This is a genomic window from Azoarcus sp. CIB (assembly GCF_001190925.1).
In the GTDB taxonomy this organism is placed as follows: Bacteria; Pseudomonadota; Gammaproteobacteria; order Burkholderiales; family Rhodocyclaceae; genus Aromatoleum.
In genome coordinates this window covers 3,514,702-3,540,572 of the sequence record NZ_CP011072.1, presented here as the reverse complement: position 1 = coordinate 3,540,572, position 25,871 = coordinate 3,514,702, and the positions used below count along the sequence as shown (strand labels likewise).

Genomic DNA, 25,871 nt, shown 5'->3' with positions numbered 1-25,871 from the left:
CGCCGACCAGTTGGTTCGGACAAATTCTAGCCCGTAACACATCCCCGCGACGCTTCGCCGATCGTCCTTCGTGACAGCCGACTGCCCGGCACGGTACAGTTCGCCCGACCCGAACGCCGTCCGCAGCGAGCCTGCAGCGCGGCGACAATCCAGCCCCCGTTTTCCGCCGCCGATGCCTCCCCCGTTGGATTCGACCCGCTTCGAACAGATCCGCGCTTCCGGCGATCTCCCGTCGCCGAAAGGAATCGCGCTCGCGGTGATCCGCCTGACGCGCCAGCAGGACGTGTCGACAGCCGAACTCGCGCGGGTGATCGGCGCCGACCCGGCCTTCGTCGGCCGGCTCATCAAGGCGGCCAACGGTCTCGTCGCCTTCAGCCGCCGCCCGGTCGCCTCGGTGCACGAGGCGCTCATGGTCCTCGGCCTGCCCGCCGTGCGGACCATGGTGCTCGGCTTCTCGCTGCTGTCGCATTACCGGCGCGGCGCCTGCCAGGCGTTCGACTACAACCGTTTCTGGAGTGTCTCCCTCGCCCGCGCGCTTGCGGCCCAGGTCTTCGCCGAGCGCACCCGCGCCGCGCCGGCGGACGAACTCTTCGCCGTCGGCCTGCTCGGCAGCGTCGGCGAGCTTTCCCTCGCGACGCTCTATCCGGCCGAATACGCAGCCGTGCTCGAGGCGGCAAGCCGGCCCGGCGCTGCACCGCTGCTCGAGCTGGAGCAGGCCGAGTTCGCGATGAACCACCGCGAGCTGACCGGTGCGATGCTGGAAGACTGGGGGCTGCCGCGAATCTTCATCGATGCCGTCGCGCAGTCCCACGACCCGGACGAAACTCACCTTGCCGACGGATCGCGGGCGCGCCGGATGCTTCAGGTCCTCGTCGCCGCGCGCTGCGTTGCCGAAATCTGCGTTTCCGACGACGCAGCGCGGAACGCCCTTGCCGCGACGCTGTTCGCGGAAGGCGCGCGCCTGGGCATCGAACGCGAATGCATCGTCGCGGATTGCGAGCGCATTGCCGCCCTGTGGGTGGAATGGGGCGGCATGCTCCAGCTCGAACAGCCCCGCGCCCCGAACTTCGCCAACCTCGCCGAGGCCGGCCCGGTGGTCGTGGCGGCCGCAAGGGCTCCCGCCGCGGCGCAGGCCCGCAACCGAAATCCGGTCCACATGCCCGCGACGCCCGGGCCCGCCGACACGGCGTCGGGCGAGCCGGCCGCTCACCCCCAGCGTGCCCTGATCGTCGATGACGAACCGCGCACGCGCGCCGGCCTGCGCGCCGTGCTGGAGCAGGCACATTACGAAGTGCATGAGGCGGGCGACGGACGCGCGGGCATGGAGTTCGCCCTCGAACTGCAACCGCAGATCATGATCCTTGACTGGAACCTGCCCGAACTCGACGGCCCGGACCTTGTCCGTTCGTTGCGGCAGACGCGCATCGGCCAGGCGATCTACATGATCCTGCTCACGCACAGCGGCGACGACGAACACCTCGTCGCGGCCTTCGAGGCCGGGGCCGACGACTTCATCGCCAAGCCCTTGCGCCCACGCGTGCTCGCCGCGCGCCTCAAGGCCGGCCAGCGCGTGGTGCGCCTGCAGCAGGAGGTCGAGCGCGAGCACGAGGAAATCCGCCATTTCGCGTCGCAGCTGGCGGTCACGAACCGCCGCCTGCACGAAGCCGCCCTCACCGACGCACTGACCGGCTTCCCCAACCGCCGCTATGCCATCGACCGCATCCAGCAGGAATGGTCCGCCGCGCAGCGCTGGGGGCGCCCGCTGTCGTGCATGATCATCGACCTCGACAACTTCAAGCAGATCAACGACACCTACGGCCACGACGTCGGCGACGAAGTCCTGCGCAGCGCGGCCGACGCCCTGCGCGGCGCGCTGCGCGGCCAGGACGTCGTGTGCCGCACGGGTGGCGACGAGTTCCTTGCGATCTGCCCGGAAACCGATCTGGCCCACGCCCTGAGCTGCGCCGAACGCCTGCGCAAGGCGCTCGACAGTCTTTCGCTGCAGGCCGGCGACGCGCGCGTCGCGATCAGCGCCAGCATCGGCGTCGCGATGCGCGAACACTGGATGCCCGACGTCGACGCGTTGATGAAACAGGCCGACCTGGGCGCCTATCTCGCCAAACAGAAGGGGCGCAACCGTGTCGCGACGGTCCAGAAGACCGGCGAATCGGATGGCGTCGTCACTGCCGCCGACTGAGGTTCGGCTTTCTCGGAGAGCCGCGGGCTTTCGGTATTTCTCTTTCGATACAAAGCTTTGGCTGTGTTGTGGTTATTACCTGTGGCTTATGTGCAACATGCCATTCGGCGTATTTCCTTGCAATTGCTCACAATTCACTTTAACTTTATGGCGCTTGTCCCTGAAAGGGAGCGGAAATGAAACGTCCTGATTTTCAGGCGGAAATCAAGGAACTGAACCTCGCGTACCTGATGCTGGCGCAGCAGATGCTGCGCAGCGACCGGGAAACCGCGATGTTCCGCCTGGGTATCGACAAGGACGTTGCCGATCTGGTCGAGGGACTCTCGAGCGCCAAGCTGGTCAAGATGGCCAGCAGCCAGATGCTGGTATTCCGCTTCGACGATGCGCTGCTTGCCGGGCTGCTCGCGGGCAAGGGGCGCGACGAGACGAGTTCCAGCCTGCATGCGGCGATCCTCGCCGCGGGCAAGCCGGTGAAGCGGTTGGCGGGATAGTCGCCGACACGGCGCTGCGGGAGATGCAGGGCGCAAGGGGCAGAGGATGCCGCCGGCCACTGCAGGATCGCGGTGGAGCGCCCCCGGGTGGGGCGGCAAGGAGAATACGATGAAGAACAAGAGCATCATCGAAGAGGCTGAGGACATCCAGCGCGCGGCCGAAATGGTCCGCCTCGGTGCCCGCATGCAGATGCTGGAAGCCGAAACCAAGCTCAGCCGCGAGCGTCTGCTCAAGATCTACAAGGAAATCCGCGGCATGTCGCCCCCCAAGGGAATGCTGCCGTTTTCCACCGACTGGTTCATGACCTGGCAGCCGAACGTGCATGCGTCGCTGTTCATGAACTTCTTCGGTTTCTTCCAGGCGCATACCGGCCTCAAGGGGCTGGACGCGATCCTGAAGGCCTATCACCTGTACCTCGACCACATCGAGGCCGAAGTGATCGAGCCGGCGCTGAGCCTCACCCGCGCATGGACGCTGGTGCGCTTCTTCGACGCCGACCTGCTGCAGATGGCCTCGTGCACGAGTTGCGGCGGACATTTCGTCGCGCACGCCTACGATCCGACGCACGAGTTCGTGTGCGGCCTGTGCAACATGCCCTCGCGCGCCGGCAAGACCAAGCGCGCCGCCGAGGCCGCGCGGGCGGCGGGCACCAAGCGCGCCACGGCCACGCGGCGCGTCGCCAAGACCAAGGCGCTCGCCACCGCCGACTGATCTGCGGCGTCCGTCCGCGCCAGGGGCCGCCGCACATGCCGGCGGCCTTTTCATTTCCGGGTTCAAGTTTGCACGCCGAGTGACGTTAGAATCGCTATAAATCTTCCGGCGTGCGGTGGCGTTGCCGCGCGTGTCGAATCGACGGGGGCTTCCCGGTGTTCCTCATTATTGGTTATCTGATCATCCTCGCAGCATCGGTCGGCACGTACGCCGTCCATGGCAGTCTCATGGCGCTGTGGATGCCTATGGAATATCTTGCCATCGTCGGCCTGATGATCGGCGGCTTTGTCGGCAGCAACGGCCCCAAGGCGTTCAGGTCGACGTTGAAGGCCCTTCCGAGTCTGTTCAAGGGTTCGCCCTACACCAAGGCCATGTACCTGGACCTGCTCGGCCTGCTGTACGAGGTGCTTGCGAAGGTGCGCAAGGAAGGCCTGATGTCGATCGAGAACGATGTCGACAATCCCGAGTCGAGCGCGATCTTCACCAAGTACCCCACCATCATGGCGCACCATCATGCGGTCGAGTTCCTGACCGACTATCTGCGCATGATGGTCGGCGGCAATCTGAATGCCTTCGAGATCGAAGGCCTGATGGACAAGGAAATCGAGACGCACCACCAGGAAACCCATATCGCCCCGCACGTCATGGCCAAGCTAGGCGACGCGCTGCCGGCCTTCGGTATCGTCGTCGCGGTGATGGGCGTCGTGAACGTGATGGGCTCGGTCGGCCAGCCGCCGGCCGTGCTCGGCAAGATGATCGGCGGTGCGCTGGTCGGTACCTTCCTCGGCATCCTGATCTCGTACGGCTTCGTGCAGCCGATCGCGAGCCAGCTCGAACAGCAGGTGGAGGAGAGCGGCAAGATGTTCGAATGCATCAAGCTGGTCCTTCTCGCCAGCATGAACGGCTACGCCCCGCAGGTCGCCGTGGAGTTCGGGCGCAAGGCGCTGTACTCGAGCGAGCGTCCGACCTTCGCCGAGCTCGAGCAGGACATCAAGGCCCGCAAGGGGTGAGGCCGCAATGACCGCCGTCGCCTTGCCAATGCTCGACGCTGACCGCCGCTGCGCCACGAGACGCCCATGAGCGACGATAGCCAGCAGCCCATCGTCGTCAAGCGCGTCAACAAGGTCGCAGCCGCGGCACACGGGGGCGCCTGGAAGATCGCCTACGCCGACTTCGTCACGGCGATGATGGCCTTCTTCCTGCTGATGTGGCTGCTCGGCTCCACGGCCCAAGGCGACCTCGAAGGCATCGCCGACCACTTCATGAATCCGCTCAAGGTCTCGATGCAGGGTGGCAGCGGGGCGGGCGACAGCTCGAGCATCATCCAGGGCGGTGGCGAGGATCTCACCCGTTCCCTCGGCCAACGCAAGCGCGGCGAAGTCGAAGGGCGCCGTTCGATCAACCTCGATGCAGCCAAGGGACGCGAGGTATACCGCGTCGAGGGCGACGACGAAGGCGTGGAAGCGACGCGCGAACGCGCACGGCTCGAGGACCTGAAGGGGCGCATCGAGGCCCTCGTCGAGGCCGACCCCAAGCTGCGCCCCTTCCGCAATCAGATCCTGCTCGACATCACGTCGGAAGGCTTGCGCATCCAGATCGTCGATGCGCAGAACCGCCCCATGTTCAACACCGCGAGCGACGAGTTGCTGCCGTACACGCGCGAGCTGCTGCGGGCGATCGGGCGTGCGCTCAACGACGTTTCCAACCGGCTGAGCCTCTCTGGGCACACCGATTCGGCGCGATACGCCGGTGGCGAGCGCGGCTTCTCGAACTGGGAGCTGTCGAGCAACCGCGCCAACGCCTCACGCCGCGAGCTGGTCGTCGGAGGTCTGGAAGCCGGCAAGGTGATCCGCGTCGTAGGGCTCGCGGACATGGTTCCGTTGCGCAAGGACGACCTGTTTCATCCGATGAACCGTCGCATCAGCATCATCGTGATGAACAAGAAGACTGAGGAGGCCGTGCGCAACCAGGCTGGCGCGCTGGATATCGGCTCGTCTGAGCCGCTCGACGGCACGGAGCTGCGCGAAAACATCGAGAGCAGGAACCAGCCGCCCGCACCGCCGGTGAGGGGCCGCAGTCCCTTGCCGCTCCCGCTACCCCCCGTGAAGTCACCCTGATGCGATTTCGTTTGATGAGCTGCCGTGCGGACACGGCCTGTAAGGTGGTCTGAAGATGCCTGCTGGTGATTCCCCCTTCGGTCGCAAGCCCGCAACGCCGGTAACTGCTGCGCGCACGACGGCGGATGTCCCCGCTCGCCTCAATTTCGCGGCGAATTCCGCGCCGGGGCTGGCGGCGATGGCCGCCGCAGCGGCTGCGTCGGCGCTGTCGGCGTCCGGCGAGCGCGAGTTCGAGCTGACTTCGGCCGATTTCGAACGCATCCGTAAGCTCATCTACGACCACGCGGGCATCGTCCTGTCGCCGGCGAAGCAGGACATGGTCTACAGCAGGCTGGCGCGGCGGCTGCGCGCATGCGGGGACCGCAGCTTCGCGCAATACATCGGCCGCCTCGAGCGCGATCGCACCGAGTGGGAGACCTTCGTCAATTCGCTGACGACCAATCTCACCTCGTTCTTCCGCGAGGCGCACCATTTCGACATCCTCGCCGAGCGCATGCGGCGCGTCGCCGAACGTCGCACGCTACGCATCTGGTGCAACGCGGCATCCACCGGCGAGGAGCCTTACTCGCTCGCGATCACGGCGTGCGAGGCGTTCAATACGCTCAGCCCGCCTGTCCAGATCATCGCCAGCGACATCGATACCAGCGTCCTCGCGCATGCCGAGCGTGGCGTGTATCGCGACGACCGCGTGGCGCGCATATCGCCGGAGATGCTGCGGCGCTATTTCGAGCAGGGGGCCGGTCTGGCGTCGGGCGAGCATCGTGTGCGGCCGGAGCTGAAGCGCCTGCTGACCTTCAGGCGCATCAACCTGCTCGATGCGGTGTGGCCGGTGCAGGGGCCGCTGGATGCGATCTTCTGTCGCAACGTCATGATCTACTTCGACAAAACGACCCAGTACGGCATCCTCAAGCGTTTCGGGCCGCTGCTGCGCAAGGACGGGGCGCTGTTCGCCGGCCATTCCGAGAGTTTCATGCACGCGGGCGACCTGTTCCGTTCGACGGGACGCACCGTCTATCAGCGCACCGATGCCGACGGCAACTAGACCCCTGTCCTCCGGGCATGTGTCCGGTGGCCGCATCATCTTCATCGGCGCCTCGACGGGGGGCACCGAGGCGATCAAGCAGGTCCTGCTCGGGATGCCGCAGAATTCGCCGCCGATCCTGATCACCCAGCACATGCCCGAGATGTTCACCGGCGCGTTCGCGCGCCGCCTCGACGGGTTGTGCGCGATACGGGTCAAGGAGGCAGAGAACGGCGAGGCGGTGCTGCCGGGCACGGCCTACATTGCGCCGGGGCATTCGCACCTCCTGATCCGGCGTGTGCCGGCGGGCGGTTTCCAGTGCGAGCTGTCGCGCGCGGATCCCGTCAACCGTCACCGGCCTTCCGTCGATGTGCTTTTTGGCTCGGCCGCAGAGCTGGCGGGGGCGGCGGCGGTGGGTGTCCTGCTGACGGGTATGGGCAAGGACGGCGCGCGAGGCTTGCTCGCGATGCGGCGTGCGGGTGCGTGGACCATTGCCCAGGATGCCGGCTCGTGCGTCGTGTACGGCATGCCGCGCGAGGCGGCGATGATCGGCGCAGCGTGCGAGGTCGTGCCGCTGGATGACATCGCACCGCATGTGTTGCGCCAGGCGGTGCCGGGCGGCGCGCGCGATGCCTAGCCGGGAACCGGGCGGCGGTTCACCCGGACCACGACCATAATGCGAAAATGTCGGGCCGACGGGAAAACGGTGCAAATTCCGTGGTGCGGCGCCTCAAGTATTTCAAGTCACTGACGTTATCTTGATTGTAATCACGGCGCAGGGATGCCGCCCCGATCATATTGCCGCGTATCGCGGAGAGTGAAATGTCCGAACTGTTCAAGAATATCGAGGCCCGCACGCGTTTGGCCGGCACGAACAAGCTGGAGATACTGCTGTTCACGCTCGGTGTCGATCAGCGCACCGGACGTCGCGAGACCTTCGGTATCAACGTGTTCAAGGTGCGCGAGGTGATGCGCACCCCGGCCATCACCGCTGCACCGGAGATGCCGTCCTCGGTGGAAGGCATGGTCAGCCTGCGCGGCGTGCTGGTGCCGGTGGTCGATCTCGGCCGTTATGTCGGTGTCGGCGCCGACGCCCGGCGCGACATCATGATCGTCACCGAGTACAACGGCCACACGCAGGGTTTCCTCGTCGAGGCGGTCGATACCATCCTGCGCCTCGACTGGGCGCAGATGCGCGTGCCCCCGGACATGCTCACGGCGAAGATGGGGGGGCTGGTCACCGCGGTCACCGAGCTCAAGGACAACAAGCTGGTCATGATGCTGGACGTCGAGAAGGTGCTGGCGGAAACGACGACCCAGGACGATCAGTACCTCTTCAAGGGGATCGAACCGATCGAGGGAAGCGCGCACACGGTGTATTTCGCCGACGACTCCTCGGTCGCGCGCCGCCAGATCGAACGCACGCTCGACGTGCTGGGCGTGCCCTATGTCGGGTCGATCAACGGTCGCATGGCGTGGGAAGAACTGGAGAAGGCGGCACGGTTTGCCGAAACCACCGGGCGCAAGGTCAGCGACGTGGTGAGCCTGGTGCTCACCGACGTCGAGATGCCGGAGATGGACGGCTACATCCTCACCAAGTCGATCAAGTCCGATCCGCGCTTTGCGGGCATCCCGGTGATCATGCACTCGTCGCTGTCCGGCATGTCGAACCAGCAGCTCGGCAAGTCGGTCGGCGTCGATGAATATGTTCCCAAGTTCGAACCTCAGCGTCTCGCCGAGACGCTGCGCCGCCTGCTCAATCGGGATGAGCAGCAAACCCGCGCGTCCTGAGGAATTCCTGTCATGTCCAGCTACCAGTCCGAAGAAAACGGCGTGCTCAACGTCGTCGATGGCCGTACCAGCCTCGCCGGCTCGAACCGCATGGAGATCCTGCTGTTCTCGCTCGGGACCACGGAAACCTTCGGCATCAACGTGTTCAAGGTCCGCGAGGTGTCGGCTGCGCCGTTCATCACGCGCGCGCCCAACATGCCGGCGGGTGTCGAGGGCCTGATCTCGCTGCGCGGCAACGTCATCCCGGTGCTGTCGCTGGCGAAGATCCTCGGCCTTGCGCGGCCCGGCGATCCGCTCGGCGCGTCGATGATGGTCACCGAATACAGCAAGCGCACGCTCGGCTTCCTGGTGTCCGGGGTCGATCGCATCATCCGCGTCGATTGGGACAAGGTGCGTGCGCCGGACAACATTTCGAGCAACGTGCATAACTACATCACCGCGATCACCGAGCTGCCCGACGGCAAGCTGGTGTCGATCGTCGATGTCGAGACCGTGCTGGCGACGACCTTCGGCGATGCGGTGGTCGGCAACATCTCGCCGATCCCCGACGGTGAGGACTACGAGGTTTTCTACGTCGACGACTCGGGCGTCGCGCGGCGGAAGATTTCGGAAGTGCTGGACAAGCTGGGGGTCAAGCACAAGCACGCGGTTAACGGGCTGGAAGCCTGGACGCGCCTGCAGGGCATGGCCAGCCACGCGCAGCAGATCGGCCACCGGGTGAGCGACGAGCTCGACCTGATCCTCGTGGATGCCGAAATGCCCGAAATGGACGGGTATGTGTTGACGCGCAACATCAAGGCCGACAGCCGCTTCGACGGCATCCCGGTCGTGATGCATTCCTCGCTGTCGTCGGAAGCGAACCGGGCGATGGGAAAGCGGGTCGGTGTGGATGCCTACGTGGCAAAATTCGACGCCGATGCGCTCGCAGACACCCTGCGTCCGCTGCTGACCCGGGGTCATCAAGGCTGACCCGGGTCGTGCGCAAGATTACGGAGATACAAGAATGTCCGACCCCAAGATGAAATTCCTCGTCGTCGACGATTTCTCGACCATGCGCCGCATCGTGCGCAATCTGCTCAAGGAACTGGGCTTCACCAACGTCGACGAGGCCGAGGATGGCGCCGTCGCCCTGCAGAAGCTCAACAGCGCCCCGTTCGACTTCGTCGTGACGGACTGGAACATGCCCAACATGGACGGGCTGACGCTGCTGCAGACGATCCGCCAGACCCCGCATCTGCGGCACCTTCCGGTGCTGATGGTCACCGCCGAGGCGAAGAAGGAAAACATCATCGCTGCGGCACAAGCCGGCGCCAGCGGCTACATCGTCAAGCCCTTCACCGCGGCGACGATGTCCGAAAAGCTGGAAAAGATCTTCGAAAAAATGGGCAAGAAGGCCACCGCCTGACGGGCGGGATAAGAGACGATCAGGGAGGCCGATAATGGCGAAGAAGTTGAAACAGGACGAGGTTGGGGATTCGGACGAACTCCAAGCCCTGTTCGACAGCATCGCGAGCACTCAGGCGCAGCCGGCGCCGGTGGCAGCGCGGGCTGCGCCTGCCCCCGCTGCAGCGGGAGATTCCGGTGGCGACGACGCCGAACTGCAGGCGCTGTTCGATTCCGTTGCCGCAGGCTTCGAGGCCGGCTCCGTGGCCGAAGAGACTGCCGCGCCGGGCGCATCCGTTGCCACCGCCGCGCAATCCGAGCATAGCTGCGATGCGGTGTTCACGCGAATCGGACAGATGACACGACAAGTGCACAACACCTTGCGCGAGCTGGGCACCGACGACGGTTTGGAGGATGCGGTGCAGGCGATTCCCGATGCGCGCCAGCGCCTGACCTACATCGCGCAGATGACCGAGCAGGCGGCGAGCCGCGTGCTCAATGCGACCGACATCGCCCAGCCGATCCAGGGCCGTATCCAGTCGGGTGCTGCCGAGCTGCAGGCCCGCTGGGACAAGCTGTTCGCGAACCAGTTGTCGGTCGAGGAGTTCAAGGCGCTGTCCGGGGAAACGCGCAGCTTCCTCGGCGATGTGGTCGAGGGAAGCCGTGCGACCAACGCGCAGCTGATGGAAATCATGATGGCGCAGGATTTCCAGGATCTGACCGGCCAGGTGATCAAGAAGGTCGTCGACCTCGCGCAGAAGCTGGAGACGGAACTCCTGCAGGTGCTGCTCGAGGTGACGCCGGCGGAAAAGCGGGGCGACAAGCACAGTGGGCTGATGAACGGCCCGGTCGTCAGCACCGAGGGTCGCGACGACGTGGTGACGACACAGGAGCAGGTGGACGACCTGCTGGATAGCCTGGGCTTCTGAACGGTCGATGCCCGGTTCCGCCGGGCCGGGTACCCCGGATGACTGGGCCGGCGAATGAACGGGGCCACCGGCCCGCAACAAGTAAGCGAGAACGTGATGAGTGACTTCGCCGGAATGGAAGACCTTCTTCAGGATTTCCTGATCGAGGCGGGAGACCTGCTCTCCGGGGTCGACAACAAGCTCGTGGATCTGGAGCGCTCGCCCGACGACCGCGCCCTGCTCAACGAGATCTTCCGCGGTTTCCACACGATCAAGGGGGGGGCCGGTTTTCTCAACGCGACCGAACTGGTCACGCTGTGCCACCTGACGGAAAACCTGTTCGACAACCTGCGCAATGGCGAACTCGTCGTGACGCCGGAGATCATGGACGCGATCATGGCGGCGACGGCGACGGTGCGCGAAATGTTCGCGAGCCTCGAGCAGGGCATGCAGCCGACTGCGGCCGATCCGGACCTGATCGCGCGCCTCAGGCAGGCGATCGCGGGCGAGCTGGTCGCCGGCAGCGCGGAGATCCCCGCAGCGGCGGCGGCTAGCCAGGCTGCGGCTGGCGGCGCCCCCGACTGGGAGCTGCTGCACGGTGTCGTCACCGGCGTGGCGCGCGTGGTGCAGCCGGTGCGTGAAGCCGGGCCGGTGGCGGCGGTCGTTCCGGCCGCCCCGACGCTCCCGCCCGAGGAAGTCATCAAGGCAGCGGTGGGTCGCCGGGCGAGCGACAAACCCGGTTCGCAGGTCAGCACGGGCCGCCGCGAGGGCGAGAAGCAGCGCGACAACTCGATCCGTGTCGATACCACGCGCCTCGACCAGGTACTCAACCTCTCTGGCGAGATCGGCCTGACGAAGAACCGCCTGAACGCGCTGCGCAGCGACATCCTCTCCGGCCGCAACGACACTGAGACGCTGCATTCGCTGGATATTGCGGTCAGCCAGCTCGACCTGCTCGTGTCCGATCTGCAGAACGCCGTCATGAAGACGCGCATGCAGCCGATCGGGCGCCTGTTCCAGAAGTATCCGCGCATCGCGCGCGACCTCGCCCGCAACATGGGCAAGGACGTGGAGCTGGTGCTGGCCGGCGAGGAAACCGAGATCGACAAGACCATGATCGAGGATCTCGCCGACCCGATCATCCATCTGATCCGCAACGCAGTCGACCATGGCGTCGAGGATGCGGCCGGGCGGATCGCGGCCGGCAAGCCGGAAAAATCCATCGTGCGCCTGGAGGCGCGCCAGGAAGGCGACCACATCGTGATCCTGGTCGCCGACGACGGGCGCGGCATGAACGCCGAGCGTCTGCGCGCCAAGGCGGTCGAGAAGGGGCTCATCACCGACGAAGAGTCCAACTCGATGGACGAGCGTCAGAGCTTCAACCTGGTCTTCCTGCCGGGCTTCTCGATGGCGGCGCAGGTGTCGGACGTGTCGGGCCGCGGTGTCGGCATGGACGTGGTGCGCACCAACATACAGAAGCTCAACGGCAACATCGAGATCCAGTCGCAACTCGGCAAGGGTACGACCTTCGTGATCAGCCTGCCGCTGACGCTGGCGATCCTGCCGGTGTTGCTCGTGCGCCTGGGCGATCAGCCCTTCGCCGTGCCGCTGTCGATGGTGCGCGAGATCCTGCCGATCGAGGCGAAGGAGGTGCAGGAGGTCGGCGGGCGCGCGACGATGGTGGTGCGCGGCGAGGTCCTGCCGATCATGCCGCTGGCGGGGCTGCTGGGCTGGCCGCTGGAGCGTGCGCCCTACTACGGCGTGCTCATGCAGACGGCGGAGATGTCCTTCATTCTCGGTATCGACAGCTTCGCGGGCCGCGAGGATGCGGTGATCAAGTCGCTCGACGACTTCCGCCCGAAGGGCGTCGCCGGGGTGACGACGCTGTCGAACGGCCAGATCGTGTTGATCCTCGACATGAAGGAACTACTCGGCAGCGCCGGCGACCAGCGCTGGTTGAGCCGCATGACGATGATGGCGAAGCAGGTCGCGACCGCCTGAACACTGGCCGGCGCAGGAAACGAAAAGCCCGGCGGGAGGGATGACCTCCGCCGGGCTTTGTCTTGTGTTGTGCTGTCCGTCGCGCGTGCGTCAGGCGGTGAGTTGCAGCAGCTGCGCGAACGCGTCCTCGAACTGCGCGAGGCCCTCGCGTTGCAGACGCTCCCCGGCCGCCGTCATGTCCAGGCCCAGGTCGTTCAGCGCGTCGAAGGCCGAGCGTGCGGCGCCGACGTCGTCGGCGAGCGTCGCTGCGACCTTGCCGTGGTCGCGCAGCGCAGCGAGCGTGGCGTCGGGCAGGGTATTCACGGTTTCCGGTCCGATCAGCGGCTCGACGTAGAGCAGGTCGTTGTAGGCCGGGTTCTTGGTGCCGGTGCTCGCCCACAGCATGTACTGCGGGCGTGCGCCCAGTCCGCGCAGTTCCGCGAACGCCATGCCGTGGAAGCGCTCGCGATAGCGCTGGTAGGCAAGCTTCGCCATCGCCACGGCAGCCTTGCCGCGCAGGGCCAATGCCTCGCCGCCGAGCTCGTCGAGTTGCTTGTCGATGAGGGTGTCGACGCGGGACAGGAACAGGCTCGCGACCGACATCACCTTGCGCACGTCGCCGCCGGCCTGACGCAGCCGCTGCAGTCCCCGGACATAGGCATCGGCAACGGCATCGACGTGGGCGAGGGAGAACAGTAGCGTTACGTTGACGCTCACGCCGCGGCCGATCAGCAGTTCGATCGCGTCGAGCCCGGCGACGGTCGCCGGCACCTTGATCAGCAGGTTGTCGCGTGCGACGGCCTGCTTCAGGCGGACGCCGGCGGCGACCGTGCCGGCGGCATCGTGGGCGAGGGCGGGCGACACCTCGAGGCTCACGTAGCCGGCGTTGCCGCCGCTGCGCTCCCAGGTGGGGCGCAGCAGGTCGCAGGCGCGCTGCACGTCGGGGATCACGAGTCCTTCGTAGCGCGCTTCGGCATCAAGGGGCTGCTTCTTCAGCGCCGCGAGGTCGTCCTCGTAATAGCGCCCCCCCGCGATGGCCTTGTGGAAGATCGCCGGGTTCGTCGTGATGCCGTCGACGCCGTCCTCGGCGATCATCTTCGCGAGCTGGCCTTCGTTGAGCAGGGTGCGGGAGAGGTTGTCGAGCCAGACTTGCTGACCCTGGGCGCGGACCTGGAGCAGGGGATTCATGAGCTGGAGCCGGTGTCGTGTTGGTAGTCGTGGAGATTCATTGTGCAACGAATCGGTGACGGCAAGAAGACTCCGCGCACACGGGGGTGTTGCCGGGCGTTTCCTGCGTCTGCTACGCAGCCCTCGCCGGATCGGTCCAGCCCAGTGCGTCGAGTACGCGGGCGAAGTCTTCTGCGAGGGGCGCACTCAGATCGAGCGCGTCCCCGCTGCGCGGATGGGCGAGCTGCATGCGGGTGCACGCGAGCAGCAGGCGCGAGACGCCGAAGAGCTGCGCGAACAGGCGGTTGTGCCGTCCCTTGCCGAAGGTTGCATCGCCGATGATGGGGTGGGAGATGTGCTTCAGGTGGCGGCGGATCTGGTGGCGCCGGCCGGTGGCGGGGCTGAGTTCGACGAGTGCGTAGCGGCTGGTCGGGTAGCGATCGACCTGGTAGGGCAGTTCGGTGGTGGCGAGGCGGCGATAGCGCGTTACGGCGTCCTGTGCGGGGGCGTCCGCCGCGGTCTCGGGGCGGCGCTCGGCGTCGTCGAAACGGCGCGTCAGCGGGTGGTCGATGACGCCTTCCGGGGGGGAATGGCCGCGCACGACGGCGAGGTAGGTCTTGCGCACCGCCTGTCGTTCGAAGGCCGACGACACCAGGGCTGCCGTTTCGCGGTCGAGTGCGAACAGCAGTACGCCCGAGGTGCCCTTGTCGAGTCGATGCACGGGGTGCACGTGGCGGCCGATCTGGTCGCGCAGGATCTGCACCGCGAAGCGCTCTTCATGCACGTCGAGGACGGAGCGATGGACGAGCAGCCCGGAGGGCTTGTGCACGGCGACGAGGAAATCGTCGCGGTACAGGATGGGCAGGGTTTCCGCAGCCTGTGCCGCGGGGGCCTGTGCCCCCGCGTCGGTCGTCGAAACTGCGTCGCTCAAAGCGCCGCGCCGGTCGCGTCGAACAGGCCTTCGAACAGGATGGAGCTGAGGTAGCGCTCGCCGGAATCCGGCAGGATCACGACGATGGTCTTGCCTGCGTTCTCGGGCCGCTGTGCGAGGCGTGCAGCGACGGCCACAGCCGCGCCGCAGGAGATGCCCGACAGGATGCCTTCCTCGCGCGCGAGGCGACGGGCGTAGAGGATGGCGTCCTCGTTGCTGACGGTCTCGACCGCGTCGATCAGCGACAGGTCCAGCACTTTCGGCACGAAGCCGGCGCCGATGCCCTGGATCTTGTGCGGCGAAGGCTTCAGCGGCTCGCCCGCGCGCGTCTGCGTGAGCACCGGGCTTGCGCTCGGCTCGACGGCGACCGACAGGATCGCCTTGCCCTGGGTCTGCTTGATGTAGCGCGACACGCCGGTGATGGTGCCGCCGGTGCCGACGCCCGATACGAGGATGTCGATCTTGCCGTCGGTGTCGTTCCAGATCTCGGGGCCGGTCGTCGCTTCGTGGATCGCCGGGTTCGCGGGGTTCGTGAACTGTTGCAGCAGCACGTACTTGTTCGGGTCGGACGCAGCGATCTCCTCGGCCTTCGCGATCGCGCCGTTCATGCCCTTGGCGCCTTCGGTAAGAACCAGCTTGGCGCCGTAGGCAACCAGAAGCTTGCGCCGTTCGACGCTCATCGTGTCGGGCATCGTCAGCGTGATGGGAATGCCGCGCGCGGCGGCGACGAAGGCGAGCGCGATGCCGGTGTTGCCGCTGGTGGGCTCGACGATTTCCTTGCCCGGGCCGAGCAGGCCGCGCTTCTCGGCGTCCCAGATCATCGCCGCGCCGATGCGGCACTTCACGGAATAGGCAGGGTTGCGACCTTCGATCTTGCCCAGCACCGTCGCGGGGGCGCCGTCGATGATGCGGTTCAGTTTGATCAGCGGCGTCTTGCCGATGGATTCGGCGTTATCGGTATACCAGTTCGACATATGAAGGCTCCTTGGTCCGGAAATCGGAGAATAGCAGGCGCCGGCGCGCGGCGCGCTGCCTCATTCTTCGGCGTGGCCGTTGCCCGCCGGGGTGACGCTGTTGCGTACCGTCGCTTCGGTGAGCGTCGGCGAACACATCTCGATGAAGCGGTAGGCGAAGCCGCGCAGGTAGTGCCCGCGCCGTACCGCGATGCGCGTTGTGTTGGCGGGAAACAGGTGGCTGCTGTCGAGCTGGCGGAGTTCGCCCTCGCGGCCCGCCTGGAAGGCCATCGACGCGACGATGCCGACGCCCAGCCCCAGCTCGACGTAGGTTTTGATGACATCTGCATCCATTGCGGACATCGCGAAATCCGGCAACAGACCCGCGGTGGCAAACGCGCGGTCGATGATGGAGCGACCGGTGAAGCCTTCGTGGTAAGTGATCAGCGGGTATTCCGCGATCGCCTCCAGCGTAAGCGGTGTTGCGCTGTCGAGCGGATGACCGGCGGGCACGATCACCGAGTGATGCCAAGAGTAATAGGGGAAGGACGCCAGTTCGGCTACATCCGCGATCGCCTCGGTCGCGATGCCGATATCGGCCTGCCCGTCCAGCAGCATCGACACGATCTCCTCGGGGCTGCCCTGATGGAGCTTGAGAAGCACCTTGGGGTAAGCCTTCTTGAACTCGGTCACGACCTGGGGCAGCGCGTAGCGCGCCTGTGTGTGCGTGGTCACGACGGTCAGGCGGCCTTCGTCGCGGTTGCTGTACTGCTCGGCCAGGCGCTTGATGTTGCCGGCGTCGAGCAGCATGCGCTCGACCATCACGACGAGCTCGCGGCCCGGGTCGGTGAGGCCGAGCAGGCGCTTGCCCTTGCGCACGAAGAGCTCGACGCCGAGTTCGTCCTCGAGATCCTTGATGTGCTTGGAGACGCCCGACTGCGACGTGAATAAGGCGTTGGCGACCTCGGTGAGATTGAAGTTGCGGCGCACCGTCTCGCGGATGATGCGTAGCTGCTGGAAATTCATGCGCTTGCTCCGATGGCGTCGTTGCGCTGGAAGACTTTCAGGCGCGAGGGTAGCAGACGCACGGTCTGTCCCTCGGAGAGGGCGAGTTCGGTGACGCGCTGCTGCGTCAGTTCGACTTCAAAATGCTGGCCGGTGGCGCCGTTCAGTCCGTCGAGCTCGACGCGCACGCTGACGCCGAAGGCCTGGATGCGCGTGATGCGCGCCGCGACGCCGGTGTCGGCATGCGCGTCCGGAACGAGGTCCAGTTCGTGCGGGCGTGCGAATGCGATGACTTCCGAGCCGGTGTCGAAATCCTGCTGCGCATGCGGAAGCACGTCCTCGCCGACACGCAGATTGCCACCGTCGACGCGGCCGTGGAAGAAGTTCACCGACCCGAGGAAGCCGTAAACGAAGGGTGTGGCGGGCTGGCGGTAGACCTCCTCCGGCGTGCCGATCTGTTCGACGTGGCCGCGGTCCATGAGCACGACGCGGTCGGCCACTTCCAGCGCTTCCTCCTGGTCGTGCGTGACGAAGATCGACGTGATGTGCAGCTCGTCGTGCAGCTTCCTCAGCCAGCGGCGAAGTTCCTTGCGCACCTTCGCGTCGAGTGCCCCGAAGGGTTCGTCGAGCAGCAGCACACGCGGCTCCACCGCAAGCGCGCGGGCGAGCGCGATGCGCTGGCGCTGTCCCCCCGAAAGTTGCGAGGGGAAGCGGTCGGCGAGCCATTCGAGCTGCACGAGGGCGAGCAGCTCCTCGACTTTCGCGCGGATCGCCTTCTCCGACGGGCGCTGGTCGCGCGGCTTCATGCGCATGCCGAAGGCGACGTTGTCGAACACGTTCATGTGGCGGAACAGCGCGTAGTGCTGGAACACGAATCCGACCTGGCGTTCGCGCACATGCGTGCGCGAGGCGTCGGCCCCGTCCAGCAGCACCTGTCCGGCGTCCGCCTGTTCCAGGCCGGCGATGACGCGGAGGAGCGTCGTCTTGCCGCAGCCCGACGGCCCGAGCAAGGCGACGAGCTCGCCGGTGGGAAAGTCGAGCGAGACGTCGTCCAGCGCGAGGAAGTTGCCGAAGGTCTTGCAGATGTTCCTGACCTGAATGCTCATGATGCAGCGTCCTGATGGGCTTCTCGTGATTGATTCCCGCCGCTGGCGCGGTGCTCTACCCAGGTCTTGGCCGCCAGGGTCACGAGGGCGAGCAGGGCCAGCAGCGAGGCCACCGCGAAGGCGGCGGCGAACTGGTATTCGTTGTAAAGAATCTCCACGTGCAGCGGCAGCGTGTTGGTCTGGCCGCGGATGTGCCCGGAAACCACCGACACGGCGCCGAACTCGCCCATCGCGCGGGCATTGCACAGGATCACCCCGTATAGCAGGCCCCACTTGATGTTCGGCAGCGTCACATACCAGAAGGTCTGCCAGCCGTTCGCGCCGAGCACGATCGCGGCTTCCTCCTCCTCGCGGCCCTGCGCCTGCATCAGCGGAATCAGCTCGCGCGCGACGAAGGGGAAGGTCACAAACACGGTCGCGAGCACGATGCCGGGCACGGCGAAGATGATCCTGATGTCATGCTCCGCGAGCCAGGGGCCAACCCATCCTTGCGCGCCGAAGATCAGCACATAGATCAGGCCGGCGATCACGGGCGACACGGAGAAGGGCAGGTCGATCAGCGTGATGAGGAGATGCTTGCCGCGGAACTCGAACTTCGCGATCGCCCACGCGGCGCAAACGCCGAACACCAGGTTGAGCGGCACGGAGATCGCGGCCGCGGTGAGCGTGAGCTTGATCGCCCACAGCGCATCTTCATGGATCAGCGCGCTCCAGTATGTTTCCCAGCCTTTGCGCAGCGCTTCGACGAAGACCGCGACCAGCGGCATCAGCAGGAACACCGCGAAGAAGGTAAGCGAAATGCCGAGAATGGTCCATTTGACCCACGGCACCTCGCGCGTGGCCTCGCGGGATTCGAAGCGCATCGCGGCGTCGCCCCGCGGGGCCGCAGTCCAGTCGAGTGTCGTTGCGGCAGACATCAGCGGTCCCTCCCGGTACGTTTCGCGGTCCAGGCCTGCAGGCCGTTGATCAGGAGCAGCAACGCGAAGGACAGCACCAGCATCACGACGGCGATCGCGGTGGCGCCGGCATAGTCGTATTGCTCCAGCTTGGTGATGATCATCAACGGCGTGATCTCGGACACCATCGGGATGTTTCCGGCGATGAAGATGACCGAGCCGTACTCGCCCACGGCGCGCGCGAAGGCCAGCGCGAAGCCCGTCAGCAGCGCGGGCAGCAGCACCGGCAGGATCACGTGGCGGAAGATCTGCCAGCGCTGGGCGCCCAGGCTGGCGGCGGCTTCCTCCAGTTCGGTATCGAGGTCCTCGAGGATGGGCTGCACGGTGCGCACGACGAAGGGCAAGCCGATGAACACCAACGCGACCAGCACGCCCAATGGCTTGAACGCCACTTGGATCCCCAGCGGATCGAGGTACTGCCCGATCCAGCCGTTCTTGGCGTACAGCGCAGTGAGCGCGATGCCGGCGACCGCCGTGGGCAGCGCGAAGGGCAGATCGATGAGAGCGTCGATGAAACGTTTGCCCGGAAAACTGTAGCGCACCAGCGACCATGCCAGCATCAGGCCGAACACAGCATTGATCGTGGCGGCAGCAAGCGACACGCCGAAGGACAGCCGGTAGGTCGCGACGACGCGCGGGGCGCTGATCACGTGCCAGAATTCCGCGGCGCTGAGGCTGGCGCTCTTGAGGAATACCGCGGCGAGCGGCAGCAGCACGATCAGCGAGAGGTAGGCGACGGTGTAGCCGAGCGTCAGGTGGAAACCCGGCAGCACCCGGAAGGTCCGGCTGGCGCTCATATCTTGGCGCTCCATATGCATTTCATGAATCAAGTCTATGCGCGCCGCTTGTGCTCGTTAAATAATAAAAAACGGGCTTGTTATTCGAATTCCTGCTAAGGGCGTCTGGCGTGTTTTTTCGGCTCGTTCGTCTCTCCATGCGCTTGGTGGCCCCCCGCTGCACCCCGTCGGAGCGGATACGGTGCCAACTTGTGGCAATCTCGCCTTTGACCGGCTGGTTGCCCGCGTCCCGGCTGCCCGTGCGGCCCGGGATGCGGGCCGTAGGCGGTTACCGTGGCGGAGTTACGGCGACTGCCTGCGATTGCCAGCGGTAGGTGCGGAAGCGCTCGCGCAGCGCGAGCTTGTTGATCTTGCCGGTGGCGGTGTGCGGAATCTCGTCCACCACGACGAGGTCGTCGGGGAGCCACCAGTGCGCGATCTTGCCGTCGTAGAAGGCGCGCATCGCATTGCGGTCGAGTCCGGCGCCCGGCTTCAGCACCACCGCCATCAGCGGCCGCTCGTCCCACTTCGGATGCGGCACGGCGACCGCCGCCGCTTCGGCGACGGCCGGATGCGCGGCGAGAATGTTCTCCAGCTCGATCGAACTGATCCACTCCCCGCCGGACTTGATCACGTCCTTGGCGCGGTCGGTGATCTGCATGTAGCCGCCCGCGTCGATGGTCGCGACGTCGCCGGTGCGGAACCAGCCGTCGGCGGTGAAGCCGTCGCCTTCCTCGCGCCCGTAATACTGGCGCAGTGCCCACGGCGCGCGCGCCACCAGTTCGCCGAAGGATTCGCCGTCGTGCGGCAACGGCTGGCCGTCGTCGTCGAGGATCGCCAGTTCCACTCCCGGCAGCGGCCGCCCCTGCGTGAGTCCTTGCGCCTCTCGCCGTTCGGGCGCGAGCGTCGCCTCGTCGGCGCGTGGCACATTCACGGTGCCGATCGGCGACAGCTCGGTCATGCCCCACGTCCGTAGCACTTCCACGCCGTGACGGGCGAAGGACTCCGCCATCGCGGGCGGACAGGCCGAGCCGCCAACCGCCAGACGACGCAGACGTCCGAGCCCGCCGCCCTGCTGTGCGAGATGCTGCAGCAGGCCGGCCCACACCGTCGGCACCCCGTTCGAGAAGCTCACGCCCTCATCGACGATCAGCCGGTGCAGCGAGGCGCCGTCCAGCAGCGGTCCCGGCAGCACGAGGCGTGCGCCCGTGAGTGCCGCGATGTAGGGCAGGCCCCAGGCATTGACGTGGTACATCGGCACCACCGGCATCACCGTGTCGCGGGCGGAGATGCCGAAACTGTCGGGCAGGGCGCAGGCGTAGGCGTGCAGCACCGTCGAGCGGTGGCTGTACAGCACGCCCTTCGGGTTGCCGGTCGTGCCCGACGTGTAGCACAGGCTGGATGCCGCGTTCTCGTCGAGCTGCGGCCACGCGTAGTGTTCCGAGTGGCGATGCACGAGATCCTCGTAGGCGAGCAACTCGCGCGGAAAGTTCGCGGGCAAGTATTCGCGGCCGGTCATCTGCACGAAGTGCGTCACCTGCGGCAGCTTGTGTGCGATGCGTGCGACGATGTCTGCGAAGGTGGCGTCGAAGAACAGCACCTGCGCGTCGGCATGCGCGAGGATCCAGGCGATCTGTTCGTCGAAGAGGCGCGGATTCACCGTATGGCACACCGCGCCGCTGCCGGCCACGGCGTAGTACAGCTCGAGGTGACGATGCGTGTTCCACGCGAGCGTCGCCACGCGGCCGCCCTGGCGCACGCCCAGGTGCGCGAGGGCATTGGCCAGCTGGCGGGCCCGGCGGTGGGTTTCACGCCAGGTCGTCCGGTGCAGCGGGCCCTGCGGGTCTTCGGCAAGCCGGCTGACGATCGTGGTATCGCCGTGATTGCGGTCGGCATGGGCGATCAGGCCGGAAATCAGCAGCGGCAGCTGCATCATCAATCCCTGCATCGGAAAACCTCCTGTTTGCGTCGAATGGAATTGGGAATGAGAAGGGGACGAACGCGCGCACGGGCGCCGCGCCCGTGGCGTAATGCGTTCTTTGGGGAATTTTTTCCACGCACGCGCCGCTTGCGGCGCGGCGCATGCCGGTCAGTGTCCGGATGCCGCCGTGCGCGGCTGGAACGGCGCGTCTTCGTAGCCGCCGTCGCGCACGTAGCGCGCCAGCCGCAGCCACTCGGCGGCCGGCCAGCGGCTGCCGGGCTGGCGTGCCACGGCGAAGCCGTCGAGGTCGTAGAACACCACGGTCGGCAGCGCGAACACGCGCTGTGCGTTGGCGAACGCGGCCTGCGTCGTCACACCGCCGTCGAAGTCGCGCAGCGCCACCGGCTCGTCCGCGCGCAGGCTGACCGGCACGAAGTGGGCACGCAACTCGCGCTGCAGCGAGGGATCGCGGAAGGTCGTGCCCTTCACGCGTGCGCACTCGCCGCAGCCGTCCATCTCGTACAGCACCGCGACCCCCTTGCGCCCCGCGCGGCGCGCGTCGGCGAGCGCGGTGGCGAGGTCCGCAGTCGGTGCGAAGAGGGGCGCGTCCGATGCGTAGCGTCCCCCCGCCGCGTGTGCGCCGCCCCAGCCGAACAGCAGGGTCAGCGCGAACAGCAGCAGGCCGGCGAGCGCCCACCACAGCTGGCGCGCGACGTAGCGCTCCTTGTCTTCCTCGTCGTCGGGGCGGGGTGTTTCGGGCATGACGGCAGTCCCCCGAAAATCATGTTTGCGCAGAAACGTGCTCATCGCCGTCGCCTCAGCGCAGCCAGAACAGCGCGCGCGCCCGGACCCGCTCGAGCACGGTCATCGCTGCCCAGGTCACGACGCCGGTGTACAGGATGCCTGCCACCATGCGCGGGTAGTCGGCGAAGTCTGCGTAGTATTGGACGAAGCGACCGAGGCCCGTGTTCGCGCCGAAGAGCTCGGCGACCGTCAGCAGGATGAAGCCGAAACCCAGCCCCACGGCCATCCCCGAGAAGATGTGCGGCAGGCTCGCGGGAAAGACCACTTTGCGCAGGTATTCGAGGCGGGAAAAACCCAGCACGGCGGCGTTGTCGCGATGCCGCCCCTCGACGGCGTGCGCGCCGGCGACCGTGTTCTGGAACACCGGCCAGAAGGCGCCGACGAACACGACGAAGGTCGCCGACAGGTGGAAGGTCGGCAGCACCGCGATCGCGTAGGGGATGTAGACGGTCGGCGGCACCGGCGCCGCCACCTTCGCGAAGGGGAAGAGCGCCCGCCCCAGTCGCGGCGACGTGCCCGCGACGAGACCCAGGCCGACGCCACCGACGACCGCGAGCGCGAAGCCGGGCAGCAGGATCAGCAGCGACGACCACGTCCCCGTGATCAGCTCCGGCAGCGACTGCGACAGCGCGTCGAGCACCACCACGGGGGGCGGCAGCAGCGGATTGCCCTGTCCGGCGATCAGGCTCGCGATGCCCTGCCACGCGGCGAGCAACGCCAGCCACAGCAGCCAGGGTTCCCACGCGAAGGCGAGTCGGGCTGACCGCGCGGACGCCGCGTCGGCGTCGTCCCATGTGTCCGCGGGCACCGACACGGCGTCGAGCGTCGAAGTTTCGGAAATCATGAACGGTTCTCCAGATGACGGTTCAGGCCGCCGCGAGGCGGGCCAGCGTGTCCGCGTCGAGCGCCTCGGCGATCGATTCGCGCAGTGCGTGGAAGCGGTGGTCGCCGAACAGCGCCGCGCGCGAGCGCGGACGCTCGAAGGGCACGGCGAAATCCGCGATGACCCGCCCTGGCGAGGCCCCCAGCACCGCGACGCGGTCGGCGAGCAGCAGCGCCTCGTCGACGTCGTGCGTCACGAACACCACGGTCGGCCGCGGCGTGCGCCCCTGCCACAGCTCGACCAGCAGATCCTGCAGGCGTGCCCGGTTGACCGGATCCAGCGCCCCGAAGGGCTCGTCCATCAGCAGGAAAGGCGACTCCAGCGCCAGCGCGCGGGCGATCGCCGCCCGTTGCTGCATGCCGCCGGACAGCTCGAACGGGTAGCTCTCCGCGACGCCCGGCAGACCCACGCGCTTGAGGTAATCGGCTGCCCGCACGCGCGCCGCCGTGCGGGCAATCCCCGGCCTCGCCTTGCGCACGCCCTCGGCAACGTTGTCGACCACGCGCATCCACGGAAACAGCGCATAGTTCTGGAACACCACCGCCCGCTCGACGCCCGGCCCGGCGACTGGCCGGTCGCCGGCGAGCACGCGCCCGCGTTCGGGCCTTTCCAGGCCCGCGATCAGGCGCAGCAGCGTGCTCTTGCCCGAACCGCTGGGGCCGAGCAGGGCGAGGAAGCGGCCTTCCTCCACCGCGAGGTCGATGCCGTCGAGCACCGTCGTCCCGCCGTAGCCGAAACGCAGCCGCTCCACGCGCAGGGCCGCAGTCGTCGCGCCGCTCATAGCCGGTTCCTCGTCGCTTCGCTCTTCAGGCGGGTCTGCCAGAACGCGTCGCGCGGGCTCTCCTTCGCGAGGCTGTCGAGCGCCTTGCGGTAGGGCGTCAGCTCGAAGATCGGCGCCAGCGGGCGCGTGCCGTCTACCACTTCCGAGCTCACCAGCGTCGTCCAGAACTTCTGCGTGCCCTCCACGTTGGGGTCGGTCGACTGGTCCAGATGGGGCGAGTAGTAGCCCTGCTCCAGCACGTCGCGATCGAGTTTCACGTACTTCTGGATCGCGTCGATGGTTTCCTTCCTGCGCTCCGCCGCGAACTTCTCCGCCTTCAGGATCGCGCGCAGGAAGCGCACGTGCGTGTCGCCCTGCTTGAGCTTGTCCGAGGTCACGACGATGCGGCAGCACGGATGCCCCGGTTGCAGCTCGGACGAACGTACGACGATCTTCAGCCCCTGCCGCTCGGCACGGATATCGTGCGGCCCCCACACCACACCGGCGTCGACCTGGCCGGATTTCACCGCCTCGATCACCGCAGGCGGATTCTTCAGCTCGAAGATCTTCAGGTCGTTCTTCCAGTCGATCTTCTCGTCGTGCAGCGCGCCGCGCAGCACCGCATCGCCCGTCGCCAGCCGCACCGTCGCCACCTTCTTGCCGCGCAGGTCGCCGATGTTGCGGATCGACGCCGCCTTTTCGGGCGTCACGACCAGCGCCGCGTCCAGCCCCATGATGCCGCCGATGACCTTCAGGTCCGCCCCCTTCGCGTAGTGCGCGAGCGGCGCAGTGGTGCCGAAGGCACCGACGTCGAGCTTGCCGGCGGTAACGGCATTGAGCCCGTCGGCCGAGTTCTGGAACTCGATCAGCTCGACGTCCAGCCCCTCCTGTTTGAACAGGCCGTATTCCTTGGCGACGAAGAACTTGGCGTGGCCGGTGACCGGCAGGTAGCCCACCTTCAGACTCTCCGCCTGTGCGGCACCGGTTGCCGCAAGCAGAGACAGTGCGAGGAGGCCGGCGCGTGCGATTCGAGATGGATGCATTGGAATTCTCCCTGGGCAATGTGCGACGTCCGCGGCCCGCGCCTCATGCGCTGCCGCCGTCCTATGCACAAAATCTACGCGGCGGCGGCGCGCTGACGAACCAAGAAAAATTCGGATGTATTGCAGCGGGGAAGATAACGGGCGCTTATCGTCGGATGCGATAAGCGCGTACGGCACGGCGCCCGCCGTCGGCCGGACCGTAGTCCGTCCGTGGGCGGGCGCCGCTGCTGCCTGGGTCGTGAGGGTGGGAGGACTTAATCCGGATCGCCGGGCCGCAGCTCGAGCGAACTGCGCGTGTGATGGCGCAGGCGCGCGAGTGCGCTGCGCCGGCCCTTGTGCGATTCGCGCCGGCCGGAGATCGCCCCCAGCGGCAGATCCTCGTGGACCTGCTGCATGCCGTCGAGCAAGTCGCGGCAGTAGGGCCAGGCGCCGAAGCCGGCGTCGACGTTGATGTGTCCGGCAGCGCCTATATTGATGAAGCGCGCCCCCCAGCGGTCGGCCCAGTAGGCCGCGACCGTCAGCCGCACCCAGGGGTCGTTGGTACTGGCGATCACGGCGCAGGGAAAGCCGAGCTGCCCCTGCGGCAGCCACTGCCCGAGGTCGTCGATCGGCCCGGCGGTTTCGTCCTGCAGTCCGAGTGGGTCGAAGCGGGCCGGATCGGCCGGCGCGACGAGCAGCGCCCCGGCCACCCGTTCGGGCCGGTCGGCCGCCGCGACCACGCTCGCCAGGCAGCCGAAGCTGTGGGCGACGATCCACACCGCGTGCGCCGACTCGTCGATCTCGCGCCGTACCGCTGCCGCCCAGCGCGCCAGCACCGGCGCCTCCCAGTCGACGCCGCGTACGCGCCGCGCGTCCGGCAGGCGCTGTTCCAGCCACGTCTGCCAGTGGTCCGGACCGCTGCCGTGGAAACCCGGCACGATCAGCGTCGTGTGTCGCATGCGCGGCTCTCCGTGCGTCGTGATGAGC

25 protein-coding genes are annotated in these 25,871 nt (G+C 66.9%); 12 read left to right on the top strand and 13 right to left on the bottom strand.

Going from position 1 to position 25,871, the window contains the following annotated elements; translation table 11 throughout:
* The first annotated feature begins 184 nt into the window (after positions 1–184).
* From AzCIB_RS15775 to AzCIB_RS15720, 12 genes are all read left to right on the top strand, one after another.
* Positions 185–2,197 (top strand): GGDEF domain-containing response regulator, encoded by a 2,013-nt coding sequence (locus AzCIB_RS15775; RefSeq protein WP_353611519.1) that lies wholly within the window; start codon positions 185–187, stop codon positions 2,195–2,197.
* 176 nt (positions 2,198–2,373) lie between these two features.
* Entirely contained in the window at positions 2,374–2,688 is a 315-nt protein-coding gene (gene flhD / locus AzCIB_RS15770) for a flagellar transcriptional regulator FlhD (protein ID WP_050416768.1), read from the top strand.
* Between the two features lie 109 nt (positions 2,689–2,797).
* A complete protein-coding gene (gene flhC, locus AzCIB_RS15765) occupies positions 2,798–3,400 on the top strand; it encodes a flagellar transcriptional regulator FlhC (RefSeq protein WP_050416767.1) in 603 nt (200 codons plus the stop codon).
* A 155-nt stretch (positions 3,401–3,555) separates the two neighbouring features.
* On the top strand, positions 3,556–4,410 hold the full coding sequence (motA, locus tag AzCIB_RS15760) for a flagellar motor stator protein MotA (protein WP_050416766.1): 855 nt from the start codon (positions 3,556–3,558) through the stop codon (positions 4,408–4,410).
* A 66-nt stretch (positions 4,411–4,476) separates the two neighbouring features.
* Positions 4,477–5,517: a flagellar motor protein MotB gene (motB, locus tag AzCIB_RS15755; protein WP_050416765.1), complete on the top strand. Its 1,041-nt coding sequence runs from the start codon at positions 4,477–4,479 to the stop codon at positions 5,515–5,517.
* A 178-nt stretch (positions 5,518–5,695) separates the two neighbouring features.
* Complete coding sequence (locus AzCIB_RS15750; protein ID WP_050416764.1) at positions 5,696–6,559, top strand: CheR family methyltransferase; 864 nt, start codon at positions 5,696–5,698, stop codon at positions 6,557–6,559.
* Positions 6,543–7,175 (top strand): chemotaxis protein CheB, encoded by a 633-nt coding sequence (locus AzCIB_RS15745; RefSeq protein WP_050416763.1) that lies wholly within the window; start codon positions 6,543–6,545, stop codon positions 7,173–7,175. Before AzCIB_RS15750 ends, AzCIB_RS15745 begins: the two co-directional genes overlap by 17 nt.
* Before the next feature lie 185 nt (positions 7,176–7,360).
* Complete coding sequence (locus AzCIB_RS15740; protein WP_050416762.1) at positions 7,361–8,329, top strand: chemotaxis protein; 969 nt, start codon at positions 7,361–7,363, stop codon at positions 8,327–8,329.
* Positions 8,330–8,341: 12 nt separating this feature from the next.
* Positions 8,342–9,298 (top strand): chemotaxis protein, encoded by a 957-nt coding sequence (locus AzCIB_RS15735; RefSeq protein WP_050416761.1) that lies wholly within the window; start codon positions 8,342–8,344, stop codon positions 9,296–9,298.
* 34 nt (positions 9,299–9,332) lie between these two features.
* Positions 9,333–9,734 carry a chemotaxis response regulator CheY gene (gene cheY, locus AzCIB_RS15730; RefSeq protein WP_018991156.1) on the top strand — a complete coding sequence of 134 codons (402 nt, stop codon included), beginning with the start codon at positions 9,333–9,335 and terminating at the stop codon, positions 9,732–9,734.
* 34 nt (positions 9,735–9,768) lie between these two features.
* On the top strand, positions 9,769–10,641 hold the full coding sequence (cheZ, locus tag AzCIB_RS15725) for a protein phosphatase CheZ (protein WP_050416760.1): 873 nt from the start codon (positions 9,769–9,771) through the stop codon (positions 10,639–10,641).
* Between the two features lie 96 nt (positions 10,642–10,737).
* A complete protein-coding gene (locus AzCIB_RS15720) occupies positions 10,738–12,621 on the top strand; it encodes a chemotaxis protein CheA (RefSeq protein WP_198149542.1) in 1,884 nt (627 codons plus the stop codon).
* A 90-nt stretch (positions 12,622–12,711) separates the two neighbouring features.
* On the opposite strand, the gene tal is transcribed toward AzCIB_RS15720, so the two are convergent.
* The 13 genes from tal to AzCIB_RS15655 all read right to left on the bottom strand — a co-directional run bounded on the left by tal (position 12,712) and on the right by AzCIB_RS15655 (position 25,843).
* Positions 12,712–13,788, bottom strand: a complete 1,077-nt coding sequence (tal, locus tag AzCIB_RS15715; RefSeq protein WP_050416759.1) for a transaldolase — start codon at positions 13,786–13,788, stop codon at positions 12,712–12,714.
* Between the two features lie 112 nt (positions 13,789–13,900).
* Positions 13,901–14,698, bottom strand: coding sequence for a pseudouridine synthase (locus tag AzCIB_RS15710; protein ID WP_232299241.1), 798 nt, complete (start codon positions 14,696–14,698; stop codon positions 13,901–13,903).
* Positions 14,695–15,672 (bottom strand): cysteine synthase A, encoded by a 978-nt coding sequence (cysK, locus tag AzCIB_RS15705; RefSeq protein ID WP_050416758.1) that lies wholly within the window; start codon positions 15,670–15,672, stop codon positions 14,695–14,697. The genes AzCIB_RS15710 and cysK overlap by 4 nt, the downstream gene beginning before the upstream one ends.
* A gap of 60 nt (positions 15,673–15,732) precedes the next feature.
* Positions 15,733–16,677, bottom strand: coding sequence for a CysB family HTH-type transcriptional regulator (locus AzCIB_RS15700; RefSeq protein WP_050416757.1), 945 nt, complete (start codon positions 16,675–16,677; stop codon positions 15,733–15,735).
* Positions 16,674–17,762 (bottom strand): sulfate/molybdate ABC transporter ATP-binding protein, encoded by a 1,089-nt coding sequence (locus AzCIB_RS15695; RefSeq protein ID WP_050416756.1) that lies wholly within the window; start codon positions 17,760–17,762, stop codon positions 16,674–16,676. Before AzCIB_RS15695 ends, AzCIB_RS15700 begins: the two co-directional genes overlap by 4 nt.
* Positions 17,759–18,679 (bottom strand): sulfate ABC transporter permease subunit CysW, encoded by a 921-nt coding sequence (gene cysW, locus AzCIB_RS15690; RefSeq protein WP_050416755.1) that lies wholly within the window; start codon positions 18,677–18,679, stop codon positions 17,759–17,761. The genes AzCIB_RS15695 and cysW overlap by 4 nt, the downstream gene beginning before the upstream one ends.
* The gene (cysT, locus tag AzCIB_RS15685; RefSeq protein WP_050418398.1) at positions 18,679–19,515 is read right to left on the bottom strand and encodes a sulfate ABC transporter permease subunit CysT; all 837 of its coding nucleotides are present in this window, start codon (positions 19,513–19,515) and stop codon (positions 18,679–18,681) included. Before cysT ends, cysW begins: the two co-directional genes overlap by 1 nt.
* A 268-nt stretch (positions 19,516–19,783) precedes the next feature.
* On the bottom strand, positions 19,784–21,442 hold the full coding sequence (locus AzCIB_RS15680; RefSeq protein ID WP_050416754.1) for a long-chain-fatty-acid--CoA ligase: 1,659 nt from the start codon (positions 21,440–21,442) through the stop codon (positions 19,784–19,786).
* 141 nt (positions 21,443–21,583) lie between these two features.
* Positions 21,584–22,177 (bottom strand): thioredoxin family protein, encoded by a 594-nt coding sequence (locus AzCIB_RS15675; RefSeq protein WP_198149541.1) that lies wholly within the window; start codon positions 22,175–22,177, stop codon positions 21,584–21,586.
* A 55-nt stretch (positions 22,178–22,232) separates the two neighbouring features.
* A complete protein-coding gene (locus tag AzCIB_RS15670; protein WP_050416752.1) occupies positions 22,233–23,063 on the bottom strand; it encodes an ABC transporter permease in 831 nt (276 codons plus the stop codon).
* A gap of 22 nt (positions 23,064–23,085) precedes the next feature.
* On the bottom strand, positions 23,086–23,883 hold the full coding sequence (locus AzCIB_RS15665) for an ABC transporter ATP-binding protein (protein ID WP_050416751.1): 798 nt from the start codon (positions 23,881–23,883) through the stop codon (positions 23,086–23,088).
* Positions 23,880–24,905, bottom strand: a complete 1,026-nt coding sequence (locus AzCIB_RS15660; RefSeq protein WP_050416750.1) for an ABC transporter substrate-binding protein — start codon at positions 24,903–24,905, stop codon at positions 23,880–23,882. The genes AzCIB_RS15665 and AzCIB_RS15660 overlap by 4 nt, the downstream gene beginning before the upstream one ends.
* Before the next feature lie 254 nt (positions 24,906–25,159).
* A complete protein-coding gene (locus AzCIB_RS15655) occupies positions 25,160–25,843 on the bottom strand; it encodes an RBBP9/YdeN family alpha/beta hydrolase (protein WP_050416749.1) in 684 nt (227 codons plus the stop codon).
* Between the last annotated feature and the right edge of the window lie 28 nt (positions 25,844–25,871).